This is a genomic window from Pseudomonas sp. NPDC087803, from assembly GCF_044742995.1.
Taxonomy (GTDB): Bacteria; Pseudomonadota; Gammaproteobacteria; order Pseudomonadales; family Pseudomonadaceae; genus Aquipseudomonas.
This window is the reverse complement of sequence record NZ_JBIUVO010000026.1, coordinates 2,540-26,013: the sequence shown is the minus strand read 5'-3', so window position 1 is coordinate 26,013 and position 23,474 is coordinate 2,540. Positions and strand designations below refer to the sequence as shown.

The window sequence follows — 23,474 nt, the reverse complement described above, 5'->3', positions numbered from 1 at the left end:
TTCGACTCTCCGCGACAAGGCCACCATCTTAACCAAGGAAAATTGAATGGTGACTGTACTTCTACTTCTAAAAAGGGTGCGGATAAGTCCAAAGCCATAAAAAACAAACCCCGCCGATTCTGGCGGGGTTTTTCATTTAGCGATCCTGCGCGTCCTTGATGTCCGCTTCGGCGTTGCGCTGCGCAACGCGTTTGCGTTCTTCATCGGTGAGTTCAACCTTGTTGGCAGTGTCGCGCAGCATCATCAATCCGCCAACGATCGAGCCGATTGCAACGACCAGAATCAACCAGGCATACCAGGGCATAACGGCTCTCCTTAATGGCAGCTCGGCGGGCGAGGGTTTCGCCAGCGACGCTGCATACCACTTATGAGCGAAATGACTTCGCAGTGGTTCCATTCTAGGCCCGATATCCCCGCCGCACCCTAATTCCGGTAGGAGCTGCCGAAGGCTGCGATCTTTTGACTTTGCTTTTTCAAAAACAAGATCAGAAGATCGCAGCCTTCGGCAGCTCCTACATGAGGGGTTTACCGGCCGGTGAGCATCGCATCGGCCGGGGCGTCAGCGCGCAGTTGACCGGTGAGCAGGAAGTAGCCGAAGCCGACTGCCATGAAGCCGAGGAAAATCAGGCCGATCAGGGCGTTGAACCAGGCCATGGCGATCAGGCACACCACCGCCAGCACCAGTGCGATCAGCGGAATCAGCGGGTAGCACGGCGCGCGGAAAGTACGTTCGAGATTCGGTTCGGATTTGCGCAGTTTGAACAGGCTGAGCATGCTCATGATGTACATCACGATCGCGCCGAACACCGCCATGGTGATCATCGCCGCCGTCAGCGTCATGCCACCAAGGTTGATCAGGCCGTCGCTGTAGATGGCGGCAATGCCGATGATACCGCCGGCAATGATCGCCCGGTGCGGGGTCTGAAAGCGCGAGAGTTTCGCCAGCGAGGCCGGCAGGTAACCGGCGCGGGCGAGGGCGAAGAACTGCCGCGAGTAGCCAAGGATGATCCCGTGGAAACTCGCCACCAGACCGAACAGGCCGATCCACACCAGCATGTGCAGCCAGCCGGAGTTGTCGCCGACCACGGTCTTCATCGCCTGCGGCAGCGGGTCATTGATGTTCGCCAGGGTGCGCCAGTCACCGACGCCGCCGGCGAAGAACATCACGCCCATCGCCAGCAACACCAGGGTCAGGATCCCGCTGATGTAGGCCTTGGGGATCGTGCGCTTGGGATCCTTGGCCTCTTCGGCGGCCATCGCCGCGCCTTCGATGGCGAGGAAAAACCAGATCGCAAACGGAATCGCGGCGAACATCCCGGCAATCGCCGGCGCACCGAACACATCGGAACCGGCCCAGCCATTCAGGGCAAAACTGCTGAAGCTGAAGGCGGGCGCGACCACGCCCATGAACACCAGCAATTCGATCACCGCCAGCACGCAGACAATCAGCTCGAACGTCGCGGCCAGTTTCACACCAAGAATGTTCAAACCCATAAAGACGATATATGCGCCGACCGCTGCGTGTTTCGGGTCTAGCGCCGGAAACTGCACATTCAGATAAGCGCCAATCGCCAGGGCGATTGCCGGCGGGGCGAAGACGAATTCGATCAGCGTGGCCAGCCCGGCGATCAGCCCACCTTTCTCGCCGAACGCGCGACGGCTGTAAGCGAACGGCCCACCCGCATGCGGAATCGCGGTGGTCAGTTCGGTGAAGCTGAAGATGAAGCAGGTGTACATGGTCGCGACCATGAACGAGGTCACCAGAAAGCCCAGCGTACCGGCTACGCCCCAGCCGTAACTCCAGCCGAAATACTCCCCGGAAATCACCAGCCCGACGGCGATGCCCCACAGGTGCAAGGTGCCCAGCGTGGGTTTGAGTTGTGTGTTCATGCGCATGCTCCCTGAACGGTTTGGAAAGCTCGGGGGAGGGCGTGTGCAGTGGGCGTGCCAGTGCTGTGAGTCAGGTCGTAATGTGATGAAAGCTGTCGTATCGGGGATGTTCGCGGCTGGATGAGCGTTTTTTGTGCGCCAGTTGGGTGCGATGTTGTCTGTGCTGCCGTCTTCGCGAGCAAGCCCGCTCCCACATTTTGAAATGCGCTCGCCCAAACAACGCCTACTCCTGTGGGAGCGGGCTTGCTCGCGAAGGGGCCCGCCAACACGACGCAAAACCCACCTGTAACGAACGCATAAACCGACTCTTTACGCTTTCTTTATGCCCAGCCAACCCCCTCGGTCTCGTTCCTTTACAGCCTCCTTTCCGACAATGCCTCCACACGCGGCAATACGCCGTAACACGGAGATCTTCCATGAGCGTTCTGGACGGGGTGTCCCTGCTGTTGGCAGCCGGGCTGTTCATTTATCTGTTGGTTGCGCTGTTGCGCGCGGATCGGAACTAGGAGCGGCTATGCACAGTTATGACTATTGGCTGATCCTCGCGTTTTTTGCGGTGGTCTTGCTGCCGGCGCCGTTCCTCGGGCGTTTTTACTACAAGGTGATGGAAGGTCAGCGCACCTGGCTGACGCCGGTTCTCGGCCCGGTCGAGCGCGGCTGTTATCGGATTGCCGGGGTCGATCCGCAGGCTGAACAGAGCTGGCAGAAGTACACGCTGGCGCTGCTGGCGTTCAACCTTGCCGGGTTCCTGCTGCTGTTCGCGATCCTGTTGTTTCAGGATCACCTGCCGCTGAACCCGCAAAACCTGCCGGGCCAGGAATGGACTCAGGCGTTCAACACCGCGGTCAGTTTCATGACCAACACCAACTGGCAGTCCTACAGCGGTGAAGCGACCCTCAGCTACCTGAGCCAGATGGTCGGCCTTACCGTGCAGAACTTTGTCAGCGCCGCTACCGGTCTCGCCGTGCTGGTTGCGTTGTGCCGTGGGATCGGTCGCAAGTCGACCAAGACTCTGGGTAACTTCTGGGTCGACATGACCCGCGCCACCCTTTACGGCCTGCTGCCGCTGTGCCTGCTGCTGGCGCTGTACCTGGTGTGGCAGGGCGTACCGCAGACTTTCGCGCAATACGTCAATGCCGTAACCATGCAGGGCGTAGATCAGGTGATCCCGCTCGGCCCGGCGGCCAGTCAGATTGCGATCAAGCAACTGGGTACCAACGGCGGTGGCTTCTTCGGCGTCAACTCGGCGCATCCGTTCGAGAACCCGACCGCGTGGAGCAACCTCTTCGAACTCGCGTCGATCATTCTGATTCCGGTAGCGCTGGTGTTCACCTTCGGTCATTACGTCAAAGACCAGCGTCAGAGCCGCGCGATCATCGCCTGCATGCTCGCACTGTTCCTGATCGGCGGCGCGACTTCGCTGTGGGCCGAATACCAACCCAACCCTGCGCTGAACAATGTTGCCGTCGAACAGACTGCACCGCTGGAAGGCAAGGAAGCGCGTTTTGGCACCACCGCCACTGTGCTGTGGTCGGTGACCACCACCGCTGCGTCGAACGGTTCGGTCAACGGCATGCACGACAGCCTCAACCCGCTCAGCGGCATGGTCGCGCTGGTCAACATGATGGTCGGCGAAGTGATCTTCGGCGGCGTCGGTGCCGGGCTCTACGGCATGTTGCTCAACGTGTTGATCGCGGTGTTCCTCGCCGGCCTGATGATTGGCCGCACCCCGGAATACCTCGGCAAGAAACTGCAGGCGCGGGAAGTGCAATTGCTGGTCGTCACCCTGCTGGTGATGCCGATCGGTGTGCTGGTACTCGGCGCCATCGCGGCGGTCCTGCCAGGCCCGGCAGCGACCATCAGCAACCCCGGCCCGCACGGTTTCAGCCAGTTGCTCTATGCCTATACCTCGGCCAGTGCGAACAACGGTTCGGCCTTCGGTGGTCTGAGCGCGAACACGCCATTCCACAACCTGATGCTCGGTCTGGGCATGTTGATCGGTCGCTTCGGCTACATCCTGCCGGTACTGGCCCTGGCCGGCAGCCTGGCGATGAAGAAAACCGCACCGATCGGCCAGAACAGCTTCCCGACCCACGGCCCGCTGTTCGTGACGCTGTTGACCGTGACCATTTTGCTGGTGGGCGGCCTGACGTTCTTGCCGACGCTGGCGCTGGGTCCGATTGCTGAACACCTGAGCATGGGCTTCTAAGGAATCGATCATGAATATGCCTGCAATCAAACCCGCTGCCGTCAAGGCACCGGAACAAGCGAAAACTGCGATCTCGGCCCTGTGGCGTCCGGCGCTGGTGCAAGCCTTCGTCAAGCTCGACCCGCGCCAGTTGGTGCGTTCGCCAGTGATGCTGGTGGTCGAACTGACGGCGATTTTCACCACCGTGCTGTGCTTCATCCCGGACAACGTCGTGCCGACTTTCGTCGCCGCGCAGATTGCCCTGTGGCTGTGGTTCACGGTGCTGTTCGCCAACTTCGCCGAAGCCTTGGCCGAAGGTCGTGGCAAGGCCCGCGCCGACAGCCTCAAGGCCGGTAGCGAAGGCCTCAGCGCGCGGCGCAAACTGGCCAATGGCAGCTTCCAGGTGGTGCCCGCCGCCAGCCTGCGCAAAGGTGACGTGGTGCGCGTCGAAGCCGGGGAAATGATCCCCGGTGACGGCGAAGTCATCGAGGGGATCGCCGCAGTCAACGAAGCGGCGATCACCGGTGAATCGGCGCCGGTGATTCGCGAGTCCGGCGGCGATCGCTCGGCGGTCACCGGCAACACGCGCCTGGTGTCCGACTGGTTGCTGGTGAAGATCACCGCCAACCCCGGTGAATCGACTCTCGACCGCATGATCGCACTGGTCGAAGGCGCCAAACGCCAAAAGACCCCGAACGAAGTCGCGCTGGATATCCTGCTGATCGGCCTGACCCTGATCTTCCTGCTGGTGGTGGTGACCCTGCAACCGTTCGCCCACTTCGCCAACGGCAGCCTGCCGCTGGTGTTTCTGGTGGCGCTGCTGGTCACACTGATCCCGACCACCATCGGTGGCCTGCTGTCCGCCATCGGTATCGCCGGTATGGATCGACTGGTACGGCTGAACGTGATTGCCAAATCCGGGCGTGCCGTGGAAGCGGCCGGTGACGTGCACGTGCTGCTGCTGGACAAGACCGGCACCATCACCTTCGGTAACCGCCGTTGCAGCGCGGTGTATGCCGCGCCGGGCGTGAGTGGTCGCGAGTTGGCCGAAGGCGCATTGTTTGCCTCGCTGGCGGACGAAACCGCCGAGGGCAAATCGATCGTCGAGTACCTGCGCGGTCTGCACCCGCAAACCGAACCGGCACTGGATACGTTGACTGCCGTACCGTTCAGCGCGGAAACCCGCTTGTCCGGTATCGACTATCAGGGCCGCGTTTACCGCAAGGGCGCAGTCGATTCGCTGCTGGCGTTCCTCGGGCAACAACGCTCCGATCTGGCCCCGGCGTTGTCGCGGGAAATCGACAAGATTGCGCAGAGCGGCGGTACGCCGCTGCTGGTTTGCGCCGAGGGCAAACTGCTCGGTGCGATCCACCTCAAGGACGTGGTCAAGCCCGGCATTCGCGAGCGTTTCGCCGAGCTGCGCAAACTGGGGATTCGCACGGTGATGGTCACCGGTGACAACCCGCTGACCGCCGCGGCCATCGCGGCAGAAGCGGGCGTCGATGACGTACTGGCCGAAGCCACCCCGGAGAAGAAACTCGCGCGCATCCGCCTTGAGCAGAACGACGGTCGTCTCGTCGCCATGTGCGGCGACGGTGCCAACGATGCTCCGGCGCTGGCCCAGGCTGACGTCGGTATGGCGATGAACGACGGCACGCAAGCCGCACGCGAAGCAGCGAACATGGTCGATCTCGACAGCGACCCGACCAAGCTGCTGGACGTGGTGCAGATCGGCAAGGAATTGCTGGTAACCCGTGGCGCGCTGACGACGTTTTCCATCGCCAACGACGTAGCCAAATACTTCGCGATTCTGCCGGCGCTGTTCGCCGCGATCTACCCGCAACTGGGCGTGCTGAACATCATGCACTTGGCCAGTCCGCAGAGCGCGATCCTCTCGGCCATCGTCTTCAACGCCCTGATCATCGTGGTGCTGATTCCGCTGGCATTGCGTGGCGTGCGGGTGCAGGCGGCGAGTGCCGCGGCGTTGCTGCGGCGCAATCTGCTGATCTACGGACTGGGCGGGATTCTGGTGCCGTTCGTGGGGATCAAGGCGATCGACATGCTGCTGACGGCGCTGCATCTGGTGTAACGACTGACTGGCCGGGCGCCGCTTTTTGTGGCGAGGGAGCTTGCTCCCGCTGGGCTGCGAAGCAGGCCCGACCCGGCCACCACGGATCGTCAGACACACCGCATTGAATGGTTTACGACTGCTGCGCAGCCGAGCGGGAGCGAGCTCCCTCGCCACAGGTGGCGCAGCGTTGCCAATTTGGAAGAGGATTTTGCAATGTCCACAATGATACGTCCGGCCCTGAGCCTGCTGGTGCTGATGACCCTGATCACCGGCGTGGCCTATCCACTGGTGGTGACCGGCGTCGCCCAGGTCGCTTTCCCTGAACAGGCCAACGGCAGCCTGGTGCACGACGCCGATGGCAAGGTGCGCGGCTCGTCGCTGATCGCCCAGGATTTCGTCGGTGATGCCTGGTTCCATCCGCGTCCTTCGGCGGGCGCCTTCGCGACCGTGTCGAGCAGCGCCAGCAACCTCGCGCCGAGCAATCCGGCGCTGGCCACCCGGGTGATCGACGACGCCAACAAGTTGCAGGTGCCCGGTCAGGGGCCGGTGCCACTGGCGCTGCTGACCACTTCCGGCAGCGGCCTCGATCCGCACTTGCCACCGGCGGCAATTGCCTATCAACTGGCGCGTGTTGCCGCTGCCCGCAACCTGCCGGTGTCGACCTTGCAGCAACTGCTCGATGCGCATATCGAACAGCCGCTGGTGGGGCCACCGGTGGTGAATGTGCTGGAGCTGAACATGGCGCTGGAAAAACTGTAGATCAAAAGATCGCAGCCTTCGGCAGCTCCTACACTGGATCGACCTGTAGGAGCTGCCGCAGGCTGCGATCTTTTGACGGTTCACCCTCATTTCAAACCGAACAAGGCAATCCCCGATGAGCGATTCCGGCCGCGCCGACGCCCTGTTAGCAGACCTGCCCCGCGACGGCCGTGGCCGGCTGAAGATTTTCCTCGGCGCCGCCCCCGGTGTCGGCAAGACCTACGCCATGCTCCAGGCCGCTCATACCCAGTTGCGCCAGGGCGTGAAAATCATCGCTGGCGTCGTCGAAACCCACGGTCGTGCAGAAACCGAAGCGCTGCTCGGCGGTTTGCCGCAGCAGCCGCTGGTGCGCTCGGAATACCGTGGCGTGATGCTCGAAGAAATGGACCTCGACGGCTTGCTTGCGGCCAAACCAAAACTGGTCCTGGTCGATGAACTGGCGCACACCAACGCCCCCGGCAGTCGTCACGCCAAGCGCTGGCAGGATATTCAGGAACTGCTCGCTGCCGGCATCGACGTCTACACCACGGTCAACGTCCAGCATCTGGAAAGTCTCAACGATCAAGTGCGCGGCATCACCGGTGTGCAGGTGCGCGAAACCCTGCCGGACTGGGTACTGCAGGAAGCCTACGAACTGCTGCTGATCGACCTGCCACCGCGCGAATTGCTGGAGCGTCTGCGCGAAGGCAAGGTCTATGTGCCGGAACAGGCGCGGGCGGCGATCGATGCGTTCTTCACCCAGACCAACCTCACCGCGCTGCGTGAACTGGCGATGCAGACTGCCGCCGCGCAGGTCGATAACGATCTCGCGCAAGGCTATCGCCAACTTGGTCAGGCGGCTCCTGCGGTGCGTGGTCGATTGCTGGTCGGCGTCGATGGCGATGCGCATGCCGAACGCCTGGTACGTCATGCCAGCCGGGTGGCCCAGCGTCGGCATCTGCCGTGGAGCCTGGTGCATGTCGACAACGGCACGGTGCGCGACGAGCAATCGCGCCTGCGCCTGCAAAGTGCTCAGCAACTGGCTGAACGCCTCGGTGGCGAAGTGGTGTTGCTGCGCGCCGGCGAGGTGGCGAAGACCCTCATCCAGCATGCCGCCGAACGCCGTGCGAGTCTGGTGCTGGTCGGCCAGTCGCGGCCGAGTCTGCGCCGGCGTCTGTTCGGTGGCGGGCTTGCCGCGCGTTTGCTGCGTCAGGCCCATGGCCTGGAAATCAACGTCCTCGACAACGACCATGAACACCCGCAGCCGCGCCTGCGGGTCACGCCGACGCTGGTCTGGTTTGACTATCTGCTGGCGCTGGTTGCCACGCTATTGGCCAGTGCGCTGGCGTGGGCGGTGTCGAGTATTTTGCCGTTGCCGAACATCTCGCTGGTGTTCCTCGCGGCAGTGTTGCTGGTGGCCGTGCGCAGCAGTCTGGGGCCGGCGCTGGCCTGCGCGGCGTTGTCGTTTCTGACCTACGACTTCCTGTTCATTCCGCCGAATTTTTCCTTCGCCATTCAGCGCGAAGAAGACGTTTTGACCTTGCTGTTCTTCCTGCTGATGGCGGCGCTCACCGGTAACCTCGCCGCACGCCAGCGCCGGCAGTTGCAGGCGTTGCGCGATACGCAGGAAGAGACCAGCGAACTGCTCGATCTGTCGCGCAAACTCACTGCGGCGACGGATCGTCAGGCGGTGATCAGCGCCGCCGCGCAGCACCTCAACGGCTGGAGCGATCTGCAACTGTGCCTGCTCAATCGAGACGGGCAGGGCGGCTGGAAAGTCGAGACCGGCGGGCCGCTGGAATTCAGCGAATCGGAACGCGCCGCCGCCGACTGGGCCTGGCAACACGATCAACCGGCGGGCATGGGCACCGGCACGCTGCCGTTCGGTCGCTGGTGGTGGTGGCCGCTGTCAGTGGAGGACGGGCCGCTGGCACTGCTCGGAGTCTGCGCGAAAGAGGGCCAGACCCTGAGCGGCCAGCGCCGACGCCTGCTCACCGCGTTGAGTCAGCCACTGGCGCAGGCGCTGGCCCGCGCGCAACTGGCGGACGATCTGGAAGCCGCGCGCCTGCACGGTGAAACCGAGCAATTGCGCAGCGCGCTGCTGGCCTCGGTGTCGCACGATCTGCGCACACCACTGACCGCGATGCGCGGCAGCATCGACAGTTTGCTGGCCCTTGGCGAAGCAATCCCGCTGGAGGATCGCCGCGAACTGCTCGAAGGCACCCGCGATGAAGCCGAACGCCTCGACCGCTACATCCAGAACCTGCTGGACATGACCCGCCTCGGCCACGGTGCATTGAAGCTGGCGCGCGACTGGGTGGCGCCGGCAGACATTGTCGGCAGTTCGCTCAATCGCCTGCGCGCGGTGCTCGCGCCGTTGCAGGTCAGCACCGATGTGCCGTCCGAGTTGCCGCTGCTGTTCGTGCATGCGGCGTTGATCGAGCAGGCGCTGGTCAATGTACTGGAAAACGCTGCGCGGTTCTCGCCAGTACACGGGCGTTTGCAACTGAGTACCGGGGCCAGTGACGAAGAGATTTTCTTCGCGGTCAGCGATGAAGGACCGGGAATTCCCGAGGACGAGCGAGCGAAAATTTTCGACATGTTCTACACCGCCGCCCGTGGTGATCGCGGCGGGCAGGGCACGGGGCTGGGGCTGGCGATCTGTCAGGGCATGGTCGGTGCGCATGGCGGGCGGATCAGTGTCGCCGAGGGCATCGACGGTCGCGGCACCTGCATCACCCTGCACCTGCCGTTGCAGACGCAGCCGGGGATGGACAATGAAGCCTGATCGTGACTGCGCTACTCTCTTGCCAATCTTTTGTGTTGATGTGAATTCATGAGCCAGACCGCGACCATTTTGGTCATCGATGACGAACCGCAGATCCGCAAATTCCTGCGCATCAGCCTCGCCTCACAGGGCTACAAAGTGCTGGAGGCCGGCACCGGTGCCGAGGGCCTGGCGCAGGCGGCGCTGAACAAGCCCGACCTGCTGGTGCTCGACCTCGGCCTGCCGGACATGGACGGCCAACAGGTGCTGCGCGAGTTTCGCGAGTGGGCCACGGCGCCAGTGCTGGTGCTCTCGGTGCGCGCCAGTGAAGGGCAGAAAGTCCAGGCGCTGGATGGCGGCGCCAACGATTACGTGACCAAGCCGTTCGGCATTCAGGAATTTCTCGCCCGGGTCCGCGCGTTGTTGCGTCAGGCGCCGGCCGGCGAAGCCCAGCAAGCGGCGCTGACGTTCGGCCCGCTGACCGTGGATCTGGCTTATCGGCGGGTGTTGCTCGACGGCGTCGAAGTGGCGCTGACCCGCAAGGAATACGCGGTGCTGGCGCAGCTGGCGCGGCATCCGGGCCGGGTGATCACCCAGCAGCAATTGCTCAAGGACATCTGGGGGCCGACGCATACCGAGGACAGTCATTATCTGCGGATTGTGGTCGGGCATTTGCGTCAGAAGCTGGCGGATGATCCGACGCGGCCGCGGTTTATCGTGACTGAAGCGGGGGTGGGGTATCGGTTGTTGAGTGAGAGCAGCCTGTAGTTTTTGTGTTGCCTGGTCTGGCCCCTTCGCGAGCAGGCTCACTCCTACAAGGTTTTTGTGAACGGCGCAGATCCAGTGTAGGAGTGAGCCTGCTCGCGATGAGGGCCTTACATCCAGCGGAGACCTTTCAGATACTCAACCCTGCTCACTCTCATACCGATCCAGCGTGTCCCGCGCAATCTCGCGTCCCAGCGCGATCAACTCCGGCGCCTTGTAGAACTCGAAAAACCGGCACACGCGCTTCGGCACGTTGATCAGAATGTCCGGCGGATAGCCGGCGATCTTGTATTGCGCCAGCGAGGTCTGCATCACCTCGAAACTCTGGTTGATCAGGTCCAGCAGTGAGGCCGGCCCGACGTTGTCGATGATGAACGAACCGGTGGCGGATTTCGGTGCGCCTTCGCGCTCGGGGGCCGCTGCCGGTTGCTGACTTTCCGGCTCGCTGCCCTCGAGCCACGGGTTGATCTCGGCCGCCTCGGCGCGCAGGGCTTCCTGTTCGAGCAACAGCAATTGTTCGGCCTGTTTGCGCCGGAACGGCATCTTCGAACCCAGCGAACTGAGCAGGCTGTCGAAGCGCGAACGAAACGCTGGCGGGCGCTCGATCACCGGCAGTTTGTAGTGGCGCTGGTTGGTCGCGTTGAGGTTGACCGCAATGATCAGATCGCAGTGGCTGGAGACTACCGGCACGATCGGCAACGGGTTGAGAATGCCGCCGTCCACCAGCATCCGGTTGCCCTGCATCACCGGAGTGAACAGGCTGGGAATCGCCGCCGAGGCGCGCATCGCCTGATGCAGGCAGCCTTCCTGAAACCAGATTTCCTGCTGGTTGGTCAGGTCGGCGGCGACGGCGGTGTAGGGGATGCGCAGGTCTTCGATGTTGATCTCGCCGACGATCTTGCGGATCTGCCCGAAGACTTTCTCGCCGCGAATCGCCCCGAGGCGAAAACTCACGTCCACCAGCCGCAGCACGTCCAGATAGTCGAGGCTTTCGATCCAGGTGCGGTACTCGTCGAGTTTGCCCGCCGCGTAGATCCCGCCGACCACCGCGCCCATCGAACAACCGGCAATGCAGGCAATGTCGTAACCGCGTCTTTCGATCTCCTCGATGACCCCGATATGGGCGTAGCCCCGGGCGCCACCGGAGCCCAGCACCAGTGCGACACGCTTTTTCATCAAACTTCCTCCCGACAAGGCCTCCACAATGCACCCAACCGAGGGCGGGCGACAATCGCCAGCGTCGTTCGAGGCGGTCAGGGTGTCGCTTTTCGCAACGGCGTGACCACCTGGCACTATGCTGTTGTCACCGCAGATTCATGGGACGCCAAGGCACTTTTTCTGCGCCGCAACGTCTTACCTGCACGACTGTTGACCTATTTGAGGTGTGAGTGATGAAAGCCTGGATCTGTGTGCCGTTGATTGCGCTGGCATTGGCCGGTTGCGCTGGCAAGACTGCATATCGCGACAGCTGCGGCAGTCAGCTCGATACGGCGTGGCATGAACTGGATCTGGCCAAGGCCGAAGGGTTCGCCGGCACGGTCAGTTACTCCAAGGCGCTGTCGCTCTTGACCGCCGCCAAGACCCAGCAGCAATTCGAAGGCTTCGAGGGATGCAGCAACAAGGCCGAGAAAGCCCGTTTCTATATTCGCGAATCCCGCGCCGGGCGCTAAGCTGCTGACTTGACGCAAGGATGCGCCTGCCTGCTCACGGCAGACTCAGCCTTCAAGCCATGTGAATCAGGAGCAAGCGATGTCTGCGTTGGTTGACCGGTTGGTGGCTCATGTCCTGAGTCTGGAAGTGCGTTTGCTGGCCTGTCAGGCGCGCCTGACTGCGCGTACCGACCCCGAGGCGCTGCACGACTTGCGCACCACGGTCCGCCGCTTGCGCAGCCTGTTGCGGCCCTTGCGTGGCTTGCCGGGTGTGGAACAGCTGGAGGGCGCCGCGTCGGCGGTCGGTCAGTTGACCACGCCGTGGCGCGATCGCGAGGTGCTGGCGGCGTATCTGCTCAAACATGATCAACCGCAAGCGGCGCAGCGGCGCCTGGCGCAGATGGCCGAGGCCTATCCCGCGCTGGCGGCGAGTGCCGAAGTGGCTTCGCTGCTGATCATCCTCGATGCCTTCCCGCGCTTTCTGCGTGCCTCCGAGCGCCAGGGACTGCTCAAGGGCCTGGGCAAACGCATCGAAAAACGCCTGCACAAACAATGGAAAAAACTCGACGAGGCCTTGGACGATCCGGCGCACGACCGGCATCGTCTGCGCCTGCTGATCAAGCGCGTGCGTTATGGCATCGAAGCCTATCCGGAACTTGATCGCCTGCCTGAGCCGGCGCTGGCGCGGCTGAAATCGGCGCAGGGCGCGCTGGGTGACTGGCACGATTGCTGGCAGTGGCTGGCGCGGGCCGAGCTGGAAAGCGACCTGCAACCGTGCGTCGCGACCTGGCAGGCGGGCCTGATCAAGGCTGAAGGCAAGGCGGACCGAGTGCTGGATAAACTCAGTTCAAGCTGCTTCAAATAATATCGATAGCACCCGGCCCCTGTAGGAGCTGCCGCAGGCTGCGATCTTTGTTTTTTAAAATCAAAAGATCGCAGCCTGCGGCAGCTCCTACAGGGGTTTTGTTTGAATGGGAAATCCGGGTAAGGCCTTTCTGTCAGTCCATTTGACCGGAATAGACGCTGCGGCGCTCTGCCATGCTGGTTAAGATCGCTGCATTCAATTTTCGCCTGGTGAGGTTGTCATGCGCTTTTCCGATCTGCTCGACGCGGTGCGCCGCGATCCCGAACTGACCATTCCCGCCGAGTGGGGCCAGGGTCGGGCCAGTTTTGGTGGCTTGGTGGCGGCGTTGCAATACGAAGCCATGCGCGCCAAGGTGCCGGCCGATCGCCCGGTGCGTTCGCTGGCGATCACCTTCGTCGGTCCGGTCGAGCCAGAGGTCCCGGTGCGTTTCGAAGTCGACGTGTTGCGTGAAGGCAAAGCGGTCAGCCAAGTGCTGGGCCGGGCCATGCAGAACGATCAGGTGGTGACGATCGTGCAGGGCAGCTTCGGCGCTTCGCGGCCTTCGGAAGTCGCGGTTGAAGCCTATCCCGCTGCGCAAATGAAACCCTGGGACGAATGCCAGGAGTTGCCTTACATCAAGGGCGTGACCCCGGAGTTCATGCGCCATCTGGCGATGCGCTGGAGTGTCGGCGGCATGCCGTTCACCGGCAACCAATCGCGACAGATGGGCGGGTGGGTGCGTTTGCGTGGCGAGGTGAAAGACGAGCCGGTCAATGAGGCGCATCTGCTGGCGCTGGTGGACGCGTGGCCACCGGCATTGTTGCCGTATCTGAAGAAACCGGCACCGGGCAGCACGCTGACCTGGACCATTGAATTCGTGCAGCCGCTACGCGACTTGAGCACGCTGGACTGGTGCAAATACCTGGCGGACATCGAATACGCCGCTGACGGCTACGGCCATGTCGCCGCCAAGCTGTGGAGCGCGGAGGGGGAATTGATCGCCATGAGCCGGCAGACTGTGACGATTTTTGCCTGAATCAATGCCGACGATGACGCTCACGCCAGGCGCGCCACCAGCCGCCACTGAGGAAAAACCGTGGAAAGGTCAGGAACTGCTCGACCAGCAAGCGTGACACCGCATCCTGGTGATCACTGAAAGGCTCGGAGGCTTGCGCCTCCAGGCTGTGGCCGTGGCGCTGCAAAGCCAGCGCCGCAACAATACCGATCACGCCGATGGCGACACTGGCCAGACTCAGGCTGAACACGCCAGAGACGATCAACAGAAACGCGACGATGAACAACGGCACGGCAATCAGGTGCAACACCAGATTGGTCGGATGCTGGTGATTGTTCGGGTACGCGCGCCACTGCCACGCGGGAAGGTTGGGGTGACGTTTGCCCATGTTGGCTACTCCTTGATCCATGTTGAACACATGGTTGAAGAATAGGCCGGGGCGGGTGGGGCGGCGAATCAAGCTTGGCTATTGGCATCATAGTAATGATGGACAAAAAAAGATCGCAGCCTTCGGCAACTCCTACATTGAAATGCGTACACCTGTAGGAGCTGCCGAAGGTTGCGATCTTTTGATCTTCAGAGTTTCAACTGCCCGATGGCCTTGCTCAGCTCCCCGGCCAACGTCGCCAGCTCATTACTCGTGGTTGCCGAATCCACCGTCTGCTGCACAGTGTTCTCAGTCACATCACGAATGCTCACCACCGCCCGATTCATCTCTTCAGCCACCTGACTCTGCTGCTCCGCCGCCACCGCAATCTGCGTGTTGCTCTCGCGCATCTGCGCTACGGCGCCAGTGATTTCCGCCAGTGCCTCGCCAGCCTCCTGCGCCTGCTGCACGCAGTCGTCGGCCTTGTACGAACTCTCCTGCATGAAGTCCACCGCATCGCGAGTGCCGGCCTGCAGTGCCGAAACCATGGTGGTGATTTCGTCGGTTGAGGTCTGCACGCGTTTGGCGAGGTTGCGCACCTCATCGGCGACCACCGCAAAACCGCGGCCCATCTCGCCGGCACGCGCCGCTTCGATGGCGGCGTTCAGCGCCAGCAGATTGGTTTGCTCGGCGATGCTGTGGATCACGCTGACCACGCCGTTGATCTTCTGGCTGTCCTCGGCCAGGCGCTGAATCATCTCGGCGGTCTGCTGCACTCCGCTGGACAGCCCGGCAATCGACTGCTGCACACGGCTGACCACTTGCTGCCCGCTACCGGCCAAACCGTCAGCGGTCTGCGACAGATCGCGGGTGGCGCCGGCGTGCTGGGCGATGTGATAAACCGTGGCGGTCATTTCATTGATCGCGGTGGCGGCCTGATCGGTTTCGCTTTGCTGGCCGAGCATGCCGTGGCGCACTTCGTTCATGCTCGCTGCCAGACGTGCAGCGCCGACGTCGAGTTGCCGCGCGGTGTTGGCGACGGTGGTGACCACCCGTTGATAACCGGCCTGCATCGCGTTGAACGCGTTGGCCATCTGCCCGACTTCGTCCTTGCCGGCCAGCGGCACGCGGGCCGAGAGGTCACCGCTTTTCTCGACGTGCAGCATCACGTCTTTCAAGGTGTTGAGCTGACTGAGCAGAAAACGGATCAGCAACTGCGAAGCGCCGAGCATCGCCAGCATCAGAATAAACACCGCCACCGCGTAGTTGGCAAAGCGTTCGCTGAACACTTGCGCCAGGCTTGGGCCATAGGCGATGACCGCGACCTGCTGGCCGTCGGCACGACTGAACACTTCGGCCCCCAGCAGCGGGTTGTTGCCGAACAACGGCAGGTGATTGATCTCGATCCAGCCGTTGCTGTCGCCGATCTCTAGCACGGGTTGATCGTTGAGGCGCGGCGCTTCACCGCGTTTGAAGGTCAGCACCTGATCGGCCTTGGGTAACGCCTGCCCGGCCGGCCAGGCCTTGAGCAGTTGTGCCTGTGCCTGAGCGGAAACTTGTGAGGCGTGACTGCGGGCCTGCTGCTCGAGTTGTACGGCGTACAACACCAGCAACAGGGTGGTGATGAAGGCGACCGCATTGACCGCCCAGAATTTGTATTTCAGCGAGATATTGCTAAGCCAGGCACCCATGGAGGTCTTCTCTGATAGCGGAAACAGTTTTGGCAAGGTGCCAGCATTGTGCCGCTACCCTGGAAGTCGGGCTTGATATGGGTCAACGGATCAAAAGATCGCAGCCTTCGGCAGCTCCTACAGGGAATTCACCCTCTCAATGTAGGAGCTGCCGAAGGCTGCGATCTTTTGCTGTTTAAACCAATGTCGGCAGGTTGAAGAATGTGCGGGCACACGCCGTAGTATGCGCAGCCAGATCTTCCTCGGTCTCGCCGCGATGCAGCGCCACTTCTCGCAGCACTTCGGTCAGATACGCCGGTTCATTGCGCCCGTTCTTCGGCTTCGGGCGCAAGGTGCGCGGCAGCAGGTACGGCGCGTCGCTTTCGAGCATCAGCCGGCCGCGCTTGATCTCCTTGACCAGCGGATGCAGATGCGTGCCACGGCGCTCGTCGCAGATCCAGCCGGTGATGCCGATGTGCAGGTCCAGATCCAGGTAACTGAACAAGGCTTTTTGCTCGCCGGTAAAACAGTGCACCACGGCAGCGGACAGCTGATCACGGAAGTCCCTGAGGATTTCCAACAGGCGCTGACTGGCGTCGCGCTCGTGCAAGAACACCGGCAACTGCAGTTCTACCGCCAGCGCCAGATGTTCTTCGAGGACTTTTTCCTGTTGCGGGCGCGGCGAGAAATCACGGTTGAAATCCAGCCCGCATTCACCCACGGCGACCACGTTCGGCTCCTGCAGCAGACTGCGCAAACGGCGCGCGCTGTCAGCGTTCCAGTCACTTGCCGAATGCGGGTGAATGCCGGCGGTGGCGAACAGCCGCTGGCCGCTTTCATCCAGTTGCCGGCACAGCTCCAGCGCCTGTTCGCTGCCCTCGACACTGGTGCCGGTCAGCACCAGTTGGCAGACCCCGGCCGCGTAGGCGCGGTCGAGTACGGCCTGATGTTTTTCGGCGAAACTGGGGTTGGTCAGGTTGACGCCGATATCGATGAGTTGCATGGTGCTACCTCGGGCCGAAGGCCGGAAAGCATATCAGAGCTGTAGATTTATAAGAAAAGCCAAGAACTACAACGAGTTATAGCTGTCTTTTGATGCCGCGACGCAGCCCGTGTTGGCAGGAATGCCATCACTGTGCCAGTCTCTCGCACTTTGCCAGCGCTCCAGGCGCTCTGTTTTCGTCGGCGATTTCCCCCGTTCAGCGGTGAAAGCGCCCCGTATTCTTTCCGGAGAGTGGATGCATCGTCCCTCGGTTTTGCTCCTGTTGTGTGCGTCGCTGCTGCTGCCGATAACGGCGGTTGCGCGCCTGCCCGGGCCACAGCAAGCCGTGCCGGCCGCCAAGGTTCGCGACCTCTCGGAGATTCGTAGCAGCCGCGTACTGCGCGTGCTGGTCAACCAGAGCCGCAACAGCTCCGGAGAAGTTCAGGGCCAGGCCATAGGCGTCGAATACCATCGCCTGCGGGCCTTCGAGCAATACCTCAATGGCCACGCCCGCGACGGCCAGGAAATCACCCTCAAAATCATTCCCAAAGCCAAGGATCAACTGCTCGGCGCGTTGCAGCGCGGTGAAGGTGATCTGGTCGCACCCGGCGAATTGCTCGACCTGCAACCGGGCCATGCGGTCGCCAGCAGTGAACCGATCGCCAGCAACGTGCCGCTGGTGCTGGTCGGCATCAAGGGCGAGCGCCGCTACACCAAGGTCGAGCAGCTTTCCGGCAAGACCCTGGCCTTGCCCACCGGCAGTGCGGCGGGGGAGGCGGTCAGCCAGCTCAACCAGAAACTGGCCCTGCACAAACTGGCGCCGATCAAGATCGAATGGGTCGACCCGACGCTGGCAGTCGAGGACGTGCTGGAGATGGTGCAGGGCGGGATTTTCCACCTGACCATTGTCGAGCAACCAATCGCCGAGCGCTGGGGCAAGATCCTGCCCAAGCTGCGTTTCGACCGGCAGTTGATGATCAGCGAACCGGGTGAGGAATACTGGTTCGTGCGCCGCGATGCCTCGATGCTGCGGGCGAGCATCGATCGCTTCCTGGTCGGCTACAAGAAACCGGCGAACGAAGATGCAGAGTTTCTGCGGATCTATCGGCGCCTCTATCAAGTGCACTATCCGTTGGCCAAGGCTGACCGCCAGCGTCTGGAGAAACTGCGCCCGACTCTGCAAAAACACGCCGACGCGCAAAGCATGGACTGGCTGAACCTGGCGGCGCTGGCCTTCAAGGAGTCAGCCCTGCAACCCAGCGCCCGGGGCGGCAGCGGCCCGACAGGGCTGATGCAGATCACCCCGTCCGCCGCGCAGCGGGTCGGCGTGAACAATATCCAGAATCTCGATGCCAATGTGCAGGCCGGGGCCAAGTACCTGGCGATGATCCGGCGCAAGTTTTTCAACAGTCCGAAACTCAATGAGCGCGAGCGCATGGCGTTCACCCTGGCGGCCTACAATATCGGCCCGGAGCGTGTGCAAGGCATGCGCGCCGAAGCGCGGCGGCGCGGGTTGAATCCGAACCAGTGGTTCTTTCAGGTCGAGCGCATTGCCATGGAGCAGGTGGGCATGGGCCCCGTCAGCTATGTTAATAGCGTGAACAAGTACTACCTGGCGTTCGACCGGGAGCGGGAGTCACTGGAGCCCCGGGGCCAGAAAGTCGCCTCACGGAAATGATCTAATAATTTGATTGTTATGGCGAAATAATTGCGCTTTTAACATGAATTTAACTGATTAATATAGCGGCCAATCCCAACACACTTCTCGCAAAACAAGGAATGCCCCATGAGCTCTCTGATCAACAAGGTACTGTTCACCCGCGCCGGTTACGGCCTGACCATTCTGCGCATCGCGGTCGGCGTGATCTTCGCTGCCCACGGTTCGCAAAAGCTGTTTGGTCTGTTTGGTGGTTACGGTCTGGCGGGCACCGCGCAGTACATGGACAGCCTTGGTCTGCACCCTGGTTACCTGATGGCCACCCTGGCCGGCGGCACCGAGTTTTTTGCCGGTCTGGCACTGATCATCGGCCTGCTGGTGCGCCCGGCGGCGCTGGGGCTGACCTTCCTGTCGCTGGTGGCGATCTTCACCGTGCACATCAGCAACGGGCTGTTCATGGCCAACAACGGCTACGAGTTCGCCCTGGCGTTGCTCGGTGGCAGCCTTGCGGTGATGATCGAAGGCGCCGGCAAGCTGTCGGTGGATCGCGCCATCGCCGGTTGAACGCTCTGGCTCCAGCAAAAGGCCCGCATTGTGCGGGCCTTTTTTTGTTGCGGCTGATTCTTGACACTCATCGGTCACGTTCTCTAGGATGTTGCTCATGCGCCGATTTAAACAGCTACTTGCGGGGCGCCAGGTGACTTCTACAGTTGCCGTCAGAAGCCGGAACAGGGCTTCGAAATACCGCTAAAGCGCTGGTTCGGTGTTGCCTCTCACCTGCCATGCAGACTTTTGAGGCAGAGACACGACACGATGAATGCACTACGCCCTCCAGCACGTCCCGCGCCGATCACGGCACATATCACCCAGCGCAACCCGAAAATCCTGCTTGGCGGCAAACATCAGCCGACGCTGTTGCGTTATCTCGATGGCTGGCCACGCCGCAGCGGCGGTCCTGCCGCGTTCCTGATCCAGTTTGTCGAAGACGGTGAATCGCTGGCCCGCTTTGCCAGCGACAGTTTCGATCTGGCAGTGATTCAGGCACCGACTCAGGAAGACGCCCCGGAAATGATCAAGCAACTGGTCCGCGTTGCGCGGCAGGGTTTGATCACCCGCCGCTGAAGCGCTCAGGGATAGTCGATCGCCACGATATAGACAAATTGCTCACCGGTTGGCGTCTGTACCCGTACTTCGGCGTCCAGCGCCTTGCCGATCAAGGCGCGGGCCAGCGGTGAGTCGATGCTGATCAGACCGAGTTTCAGATCCAGTTCATCCGGGCCGACGATACGGTAGCGCGACTGCTTGCCGTCTTCGTCCTCGATGGTGACCCAGGCGCCGAAGTAGACCTTGTTCGGATCGCTGGGTTTTTCGCTGACGACCTTCAGGGCTTCGAGGCGCTTGGTGAGAAACCGCACGCGGCTGTCGATCTCGCGCAGCATTTTCTTGCCGTAGGTGTATTCGGCGTTTTCCGACCGATCACCCTGCGCCGCTGCCTCGCTGACCGCTTGCGTCACCTGCGGGCGGCGCACATGCCACAGCTCATGAAATTCGGCACGCATCCGCGCTTCACCTTCTGGGGTGATCAGCGCGGTGCCGGCGGTGCGGGGAGGGCGATAACGGCTCATGGCAACTTCTTGTGGTGACGAAGGCTGGAGTCTATCAACCCTCGCGCAAGACTGTCAGCGGACTCGCGTTCAGCGCTCGACGTGTGCCGAACACGCCGGCACCGCCAATCAGCGCGGCGCCAATCAATGGCAGCACTAGCAGCCACGGATGCGGATGCCACGGCAGATCGAACGCAAAGCGATACAACACCAGACTCACCACCTCCGAACCGATGGCCGCCAGCAAGCCGCTGACCGCCCCGAGCAAGCCGAACTCGATGCGCCGGGCCTTGACCAGCAATTGCCGTTGCGCGCCCAGTGCTCGCAATAACGCGCCTTGGCGAATGCGTTCATCCAGCGTTGCCTGCAACCCGGAGAACAGCACGGCCATCCCCGCCGCCAACACAAACAACAGCACATATTCCACCGCCAGAGTGACCTGGGCGAGGATGCTGCGCAGCTGTTCCAGCAGGGCTTCGACCTGCAGGATGGTCACTGCCGGAAATGCCCGCGACAACTCGACAATCTGCTGGTCGTGACCGGGTGCCAGATAGAAGCTGGTCAGGTAGGTGGCCGGCAGATCCTTCAGGGTGCCGGGCTGGAAGATCATGAAAAAGTTCGGCTGGAAATTGTCCCAATTGATCTCGCGCAGGCTGGTGACCTTGGCTTCACGATTGACCCCGCCCACGCTGAACACCATGTGATCGCCGAGTTTGAGCTTGAGGCTTTCGGCGACTTTGCCTTCAACCGAAACGCCCGGAACGTCGTCCGAGGGTTGCTCGGTCCACCACGAACCGGCGGTGAGCTTGTTGCCGGCCGGCAGGTCGGCGGCCCAGGTCAGGCTCAAGTCGCGTTGTACCGCGCGGTCGCCGGCCGAATCCTTGCTGACGATCTGCTGCACCGGTTCGCCATTGATGCTGATCAGCCGTCCCGGCACCACCGGGTACAGCGGCGCTGCCTGCGCGGACACCTTGATCAAATGATCGGTGAAGGCCTGTTTGTCCGCCGGCAGGATGTTCAGGGCGAAGTAGTTGGGGGCGTTTTTCGGCAACTGGTTTTGCCAGGTGTCGAGCAATTCGCCGCGCAGCAGGGCGATCAAGGCCATCGACAGCAGGATCAAACCGAACGCCAGCGCTTGCCCGGCAGCGGCCAGTGGATGACGTAGCAGTTGACCCAGGCCGAGACGCCACGGTAGCGGCGCACGGGCGAGCATTCGGCGCAGGCTGTTGAGCAACAACAGCAGCAAGCCACCCAGAACCAGCGCAGCGACCACGCCACCGCCAAGCAGGGCGAAGGTCAGCAGCAGGTCGAGACTCAGGCGCCACATGATCAGGCCCAGCGCACCCAGCGCCGCACCATAGACCATCCAGGTGCTCGACGGAATCGGCAGCATGTCGCGGCGCAGTACCCGCAGCGGTGGCACCCGACCCAGTGCCGCCAGCGGTGGCAGGGCGAAACCGGCCAGCGCCACCAGCCCCGTACCGATCCCGGCGAGCGCCGGAAACAGGCCGCCCGGTGGCACATCGGCGGGTAGCAGATCATGCAACAGAGCGAACAGTCCCAATTGCGCCAGCCAGCCGAGCAGTGCACCACTGAGCGCGGCGACCAGGCCCAGCACCGTCAGCTGAATACTGAACAGCGCCATGGTTTCCCGGCGCGACAGCCCGAGGCAGCGCAACAGCGCACTGGCATCGAAGCGGCGACTGGCAAAGCGGTTGGCCGACAACGCCACGGCCACGCCGGCGAGCAACACCGCGACCAGACTGGCCATGTTCAGATAGCGCTCGGCCTTGCCCAGCGCGCCGCCAATCTGCCGGTTGCCGTCACGGGCATCCTGAATTCGCTGATTGGCCGCCAGCCCCGGTTTGATCAGTTGCCGGTAAGTTTCCAGCGCCTGCGGTTCGCCGCGCCATAACTCGCGGTAGCTTACCCGGCTGCCGGGCTGCACCACGCCAGTGGCGGCGAGGTCGTCGAGGTTGATCATCACCCGAGGCGTGAGGCTGTAGAAGTTGCCGGCGCGATCCGGCTCGTAGGTCAGCACACGGGTCAGCTTCAAGGTCTTCATACCGACGTCGATGCTGTCGCCGATCTTCAGGTCCAGGGCGGTCAGCAGACGTGCTTCGACCCAGGCTTCACCGGGTTGCGGTTCGCCGCCGGGTGTTTCAGCAGCAAACGGTGCAGGGGCACTTTTCAGTTCGCCGCGCAGTGGATAGGCGCGGTCGACCGCTTTGATGCTCGACAACTGAATGCCGTTGTCGGTGGCGATGACGCTGGAGAACTCGACGATCTGCGCATGAGCCAGACGCAGCTCGGTGCCGCTCTTGATCTGTTCCGCACGGGCCGGCGAGCTGCCCTCGAGCACCAGATCGGCGCCGAGAAATTCAGTGGCGCGCAACATCATCGCGCCGTTGAGGCGAGCGCCGAAGTAACCGATGGCGGTACTCGCCGCCACCGCTACGACGAGGGCGAAGAACAGCACGCGCAATTCTCCGGCGCGGGCATCGCGCAGCAATTGGCGCAGCGCGAGACTGAACAGACGCAACAGCGGCAGACGTGCCATCAAGGCTCCAGAGGGGCGACCAGCAGCCCGGCTTCAAGTCGGATCAGACGCCGGCAGCGATGGGCCAGGCGTTCGTCGTGGGTCACCAGCACCAGGGTGGTGCCGCTTTCCTTGTTCAGTTCGAACAGCAGGTCGCTGATGCGCTCGCCGGTGTGGCTGTCGAGGTTGCCGGTGGGCTCGTCGGCGAACAGCACGTCCGGCTCGGCAGCGAAGGCCCGGGCAATCGCCACGCGCTGTTGTTCGCCACCGGAGAGCTGGCGCGGCGAGTGGGTCAGGCGCTGGCCGAGGCCGACTCGTTGCAGCAATTCGGTGGCGCGCTCGCGAGCGTCTTTGCGCCCATCGAGTTCCAGCGGCAGCATGACGTTTTCCAGGGCGTTGAGGCTGTCGAGCAACTGGAATGACTGAAAAACGAAACCCACGTGTTCGGCACGGATGCGCGCGCGCTGGTCTTCGTCGAGACTGCTCAGGGATTGCCCGGCGAGGATGACTTCGCCGCTGCTTGGCAGATCGAGGCCGGCGAGCAGGCCGAGCAGGGTGGATTTGCCGGAACCGGACGCGCCGACGATGGCCAGGCTGTCGCCCTTGTTCAGTTCCAGGCTGAGTTCGTGCAGGATAGTCAGTTCACCTTCCGCGCTGGGGACCAGTTTGGTGAGGTGCTGGGGGGGGTGAATGCTTGCGCGCTGGGAGTATGGGGTGGGGGGGGGGTT

At 62.4% G+C, this 23,474-nt stretch carries 21 protein-coding genes; 12 read left to right on the top strand and 9 right to left on the bottom strand.

The annotated features are described in order from the left end of the window. Positions 1-136 precede the first annotated feature (136 nt). On the bottom strand, positions 137-304 hold the full coding sequence (locus ACIOUG_RS15070) for a DUF2897 family protein (RefSeq protein ID WP_003226857.1): 168 nt from the start codon (positions 302-304) through the stop codon (positions 137-139). Between the two features lie 221 nt (positions 305-525). Then, entirely contained in the window at positions 526-1,890 is a 1,365-nt protein-coding gene (eat, locus tag ACIOUG_RS15065) for an ethanolamine permease (protein ID WP_401066654.1), read from the bottom strand. 416 nt (positions 1,891-2,306) lie between these two features. On the opposite strand from eat, the gene kdpF reads away from it, so the two are divergent. The 6 genes from kdpF (at position 2,307) to ACIOUG_RS15035 (ending at position 10,422) form a co-directional block, all read left to right on the top strand. After that, positions 2,307-2,396: a K(+)-transporting ATPase subunit F gene (gene kdpF, locus ACIOUG_RS15060; RefSeq protein WP_007963673.1), complete on the top strand. Its 90-nt coding sequence runs from the start codon at positions 2,307-2,309 to the stop codon at positions 2,394-2,396. A gap of 8 nt (positions 2,397-2,404) precedes the next feature. Further along, positions 2,405-4,099 carry a potassium-transporting ATPase subunit KdpA gene (kdpA, locus tag ACIOUG_RS15055; protein ID WP_401066653.1) on the top strand — a complete coding sequence of 565 codons (1,695 nt, stop codon included), beginning with the start codon at positions 2,405-2,407 and terminating at the stop codon, positions 4,097-4,099. A 10-nt stretch (positions 4,100-4,109) separates the two neighbouring features. Next, a complete protein-coding gene (gene kdpB / locus ACIOUG_RS15050; RefSeq protein ID WP_401066652.1) occupies positions 4,110-6,167 on the top strand; it encodes a potassium-transporting ATPase subunit KdpB in 2,058 nt (685 codons plus the stop codon). Positions 6,168-6,362: 195 nt separating this feature from the next. Then, positions 6,363-6,908 (top strand): potassium-transporting ATPase subunit KdpC, encoded by a 546-nt coding sequence (gene kdpC / locus ACIOUG_RS15045; RefSeq protein ID WP_401066650.1) that lies wholly within the window; start codon positions 6,363-6,365, stop codon positions 6,906-6,908. Positions 6,909-7,023: 115 nt separating this feature from the next. After that, positions 7,024-9,675, top strand: coding sequence for a DUF4118 domain-containing protein (locus ACIOUG_RS15040; protein WP_401066648.1), 2,652 nt, complete (start codon positions 7,024-7,026; stop codon positions 9,673-9,675). Positions 9,676-9,723: 48 nt separating this feature from the next. Continuing rightward, positions 9,724-10,422 carry a response regulator gene (locus ACIOUG_RS15035; protein ID WP_262142259.1) on the top strand — a complete coding sequence of 233 codons (699 nt, stop codon included), beginning with the start codon at positions 9,724-9,726 and terminating at the stop codon, positions 10,420-10,422. A 135-nt stretch (positions 10,423-10,557) separates the two neighbouring features. Here the strand turns inward: ACIOUG_RS15035 and ACIOUG_RS15030 are convergent, their stop codons facing one another. Next, positions 10,558-11,595, bottom strand: coding sequence for a patatin-like phospholipase family protein (locus tag ACIOUG_RS15030; protein WP_401066646.1), 1,038 nt, complete (start codon positions 11,593-11,595; stop codon positions 10,558-10,560). A 215-nt stretch (positions 11,596-11,810) separates the two neighbouring features. Between ACIOUG_RS15030 and ACIOUG_RS15025 the strand changes: the two genes are divergently transcribed. From ACIOUG_RS15025 to ACIOUG_RS15015, 3 genes are all read left to right on the top strand, one after another. After that, on the top strand, positions 11,811-12,089 hold the full coding sequence (locus ACIOUG_RS15025; protein WP_401066645.1) for a hypothetical protein: 279 nt from the start codon (positions 11,811-11,813) through the stop codon (positions 12,087-12,089). A 79-nt stretch (positions 12,090-12,168) separates the two neighbouring features. After that, the gene (locus ACIOUG_RS15020; RefSeq protein ID WP_401066643.1) at positions 12,169-12,933 is read left to right on the top strand and encodes a CHAD domain-containing protein; all 765 of its coding nucleotides are present in this window, start codon (positions 12,169-12,171) and stop codon (positions 12,931-12,933) included. A 220-nt stretch (positions 12,934-13,153) separates the two neighbouring features. Continuing rightward, positions 13,154-13,948, top strand: coding sequence for an acyl-CoA thioesterase (locus tag ACIOUG_RS15015; RefSeq protein WP_401066641.1), 795 nt, complete (start codon positions 13,154-13,156; stop codon positions 13,946-13,948). Position 13,949: 1 nt separating this feature from the next. On the opposite strand, the gene ACIOUG_RS15010 is transcribed toward ACIOUG_RS15015, so the two are convergent. The 3 genes from ACIOUG_RS15010 to ACIOUG_RS15000 form a co-directional block, all read right to left on the bottom strand. Then, the gene (locus ACIOUG_RS15010; protein WP_401066640.1) at positions 13,950-14,315 is read right to left on the bottom strand and encodes a terminase; all 366 of its coding nucleotides are present in this window, start codon (positions 14,313-14,315) and stop codon (positions 13,950-13,952) included. Between the two features lie 188 nt (positions 14,316-14,503). Continuing rightward, entirely contained in the window at positions 14,504-15,985 is a 1,482-nt protein-coding gene (locus ACIOUG_RS15005; protein WP_401066638.1) for a methyl-accepting chemotaxis protein, read from the bottom strand. Positions 15,986-16,160: 175 nt separating this feature from the next. Then, the gene (locus ACIOUG_RS15000; protein ID WP_401066636.1) at positions 16,161-16,967 is read right to left on the bottom strand and encodes a TatD family hydrolase; all 807 of its coding nucleotides are present in this window, start codon (positions 16,965-16,967) and stop codon (positions 16,161-16,163) included. Between the two features lie 235 nt (positions 16,968-17,202). On the opposite strand from ACIOUG_RS15000, the gene ACIOUG_RS14995 reads away from it, so the two are divergent. The 3 genes from ACIOUG_RS14995 to ACIOUG_RS14985 all read left to right on the top strand — a co-directional run bounded on the left by ACIOUG_RS14995 (position 17,203) and on the right by ACIOUG_RS14985 (position 19,725). Beyond that, positions 17,203-18,624, top strand: coding sequence for a transglycosylase SLT domain-containing protein (locus ACIOUG_RS14995; protein ID WP_401066634.1), 1,422 nt, complete (start codon positions 17,203-17,205; stop codon positions 18,622-18,624). Positions 18,625-18,732: 108 nt separating this feature from the next. After that, on the top strand, positions 18,733-19,167 hold the full coding sequence (locus ACIOUG_RS14990; RefSeq protein ID WP_003226822.1) for a DoxX family protein: 435 nt from the start codon (positions 18,733-18,735) through the stop codon (positions 19,165-19,167). Between the two features lie 249 nt (positions 19,168-19,416). Beyond that, positions 19,417-19,725 (top strand): hypothetical protein, encoded by a 309-nt coding sequence (locus tag ACIOUG_RS14985; RefSeq protein WP_103483841.1) that lies wholly within the window; start codon positions 19,417-19,419, stop codon positions 19,723-19,725. A 5-nt stretch (positions 19,726-19,730) separates the two neighbouring features. Here ACIOUG_RS14985 and greB read toward each other — a convergent pair whose 3' ends face one another. Genes greB through ACIOUG_RS14970 form a run of 3 tightly spaced genes read right to left on the bottom strand, consistent with a single transcriptional unit; the run spans position 19,731 to position 23,438 of the window. Then, on the bottom strand, positions 19,731-20,228 hold the full coding sequence (gene greB / locus ACIOUG_RS14980; protein WP_007964774.1) for a transcription elongation factor GreB: 498 nt from the start codon (positions 20,226-20,228) through the stop codon (positions 19,731-19,733). Between the two features lie 34 nt (positions 20,229-20,262). Continuing rightward, positions 20,263-22,767, bottom strand: a complete 2,505-nt coding sequence (locus ACIOUG_RS14975) for an ABC transporter permease (RefSeq protein ID WP_401066632.1) — start codon at positions 22,765-22,767, stop codon at positions 20,263-20,265. After that, positions 22,767-23,438, bottom strand: coding sequence for an ABC transporter ATP-binding protein (locus tag ACIOUG_RS14970; RefSeq protein WP_401066690.1), 672 nt, complete (start codon positions 23,436-23,438; stop codon positions 22,767-22,769). Before ACIOUG_RS14970 ends, ACIOUG_RS14975 begins: the two co-directional genes overlap by 1 nt. Positions 23,439-23,474: the final 36 nt, after the last annotated feature.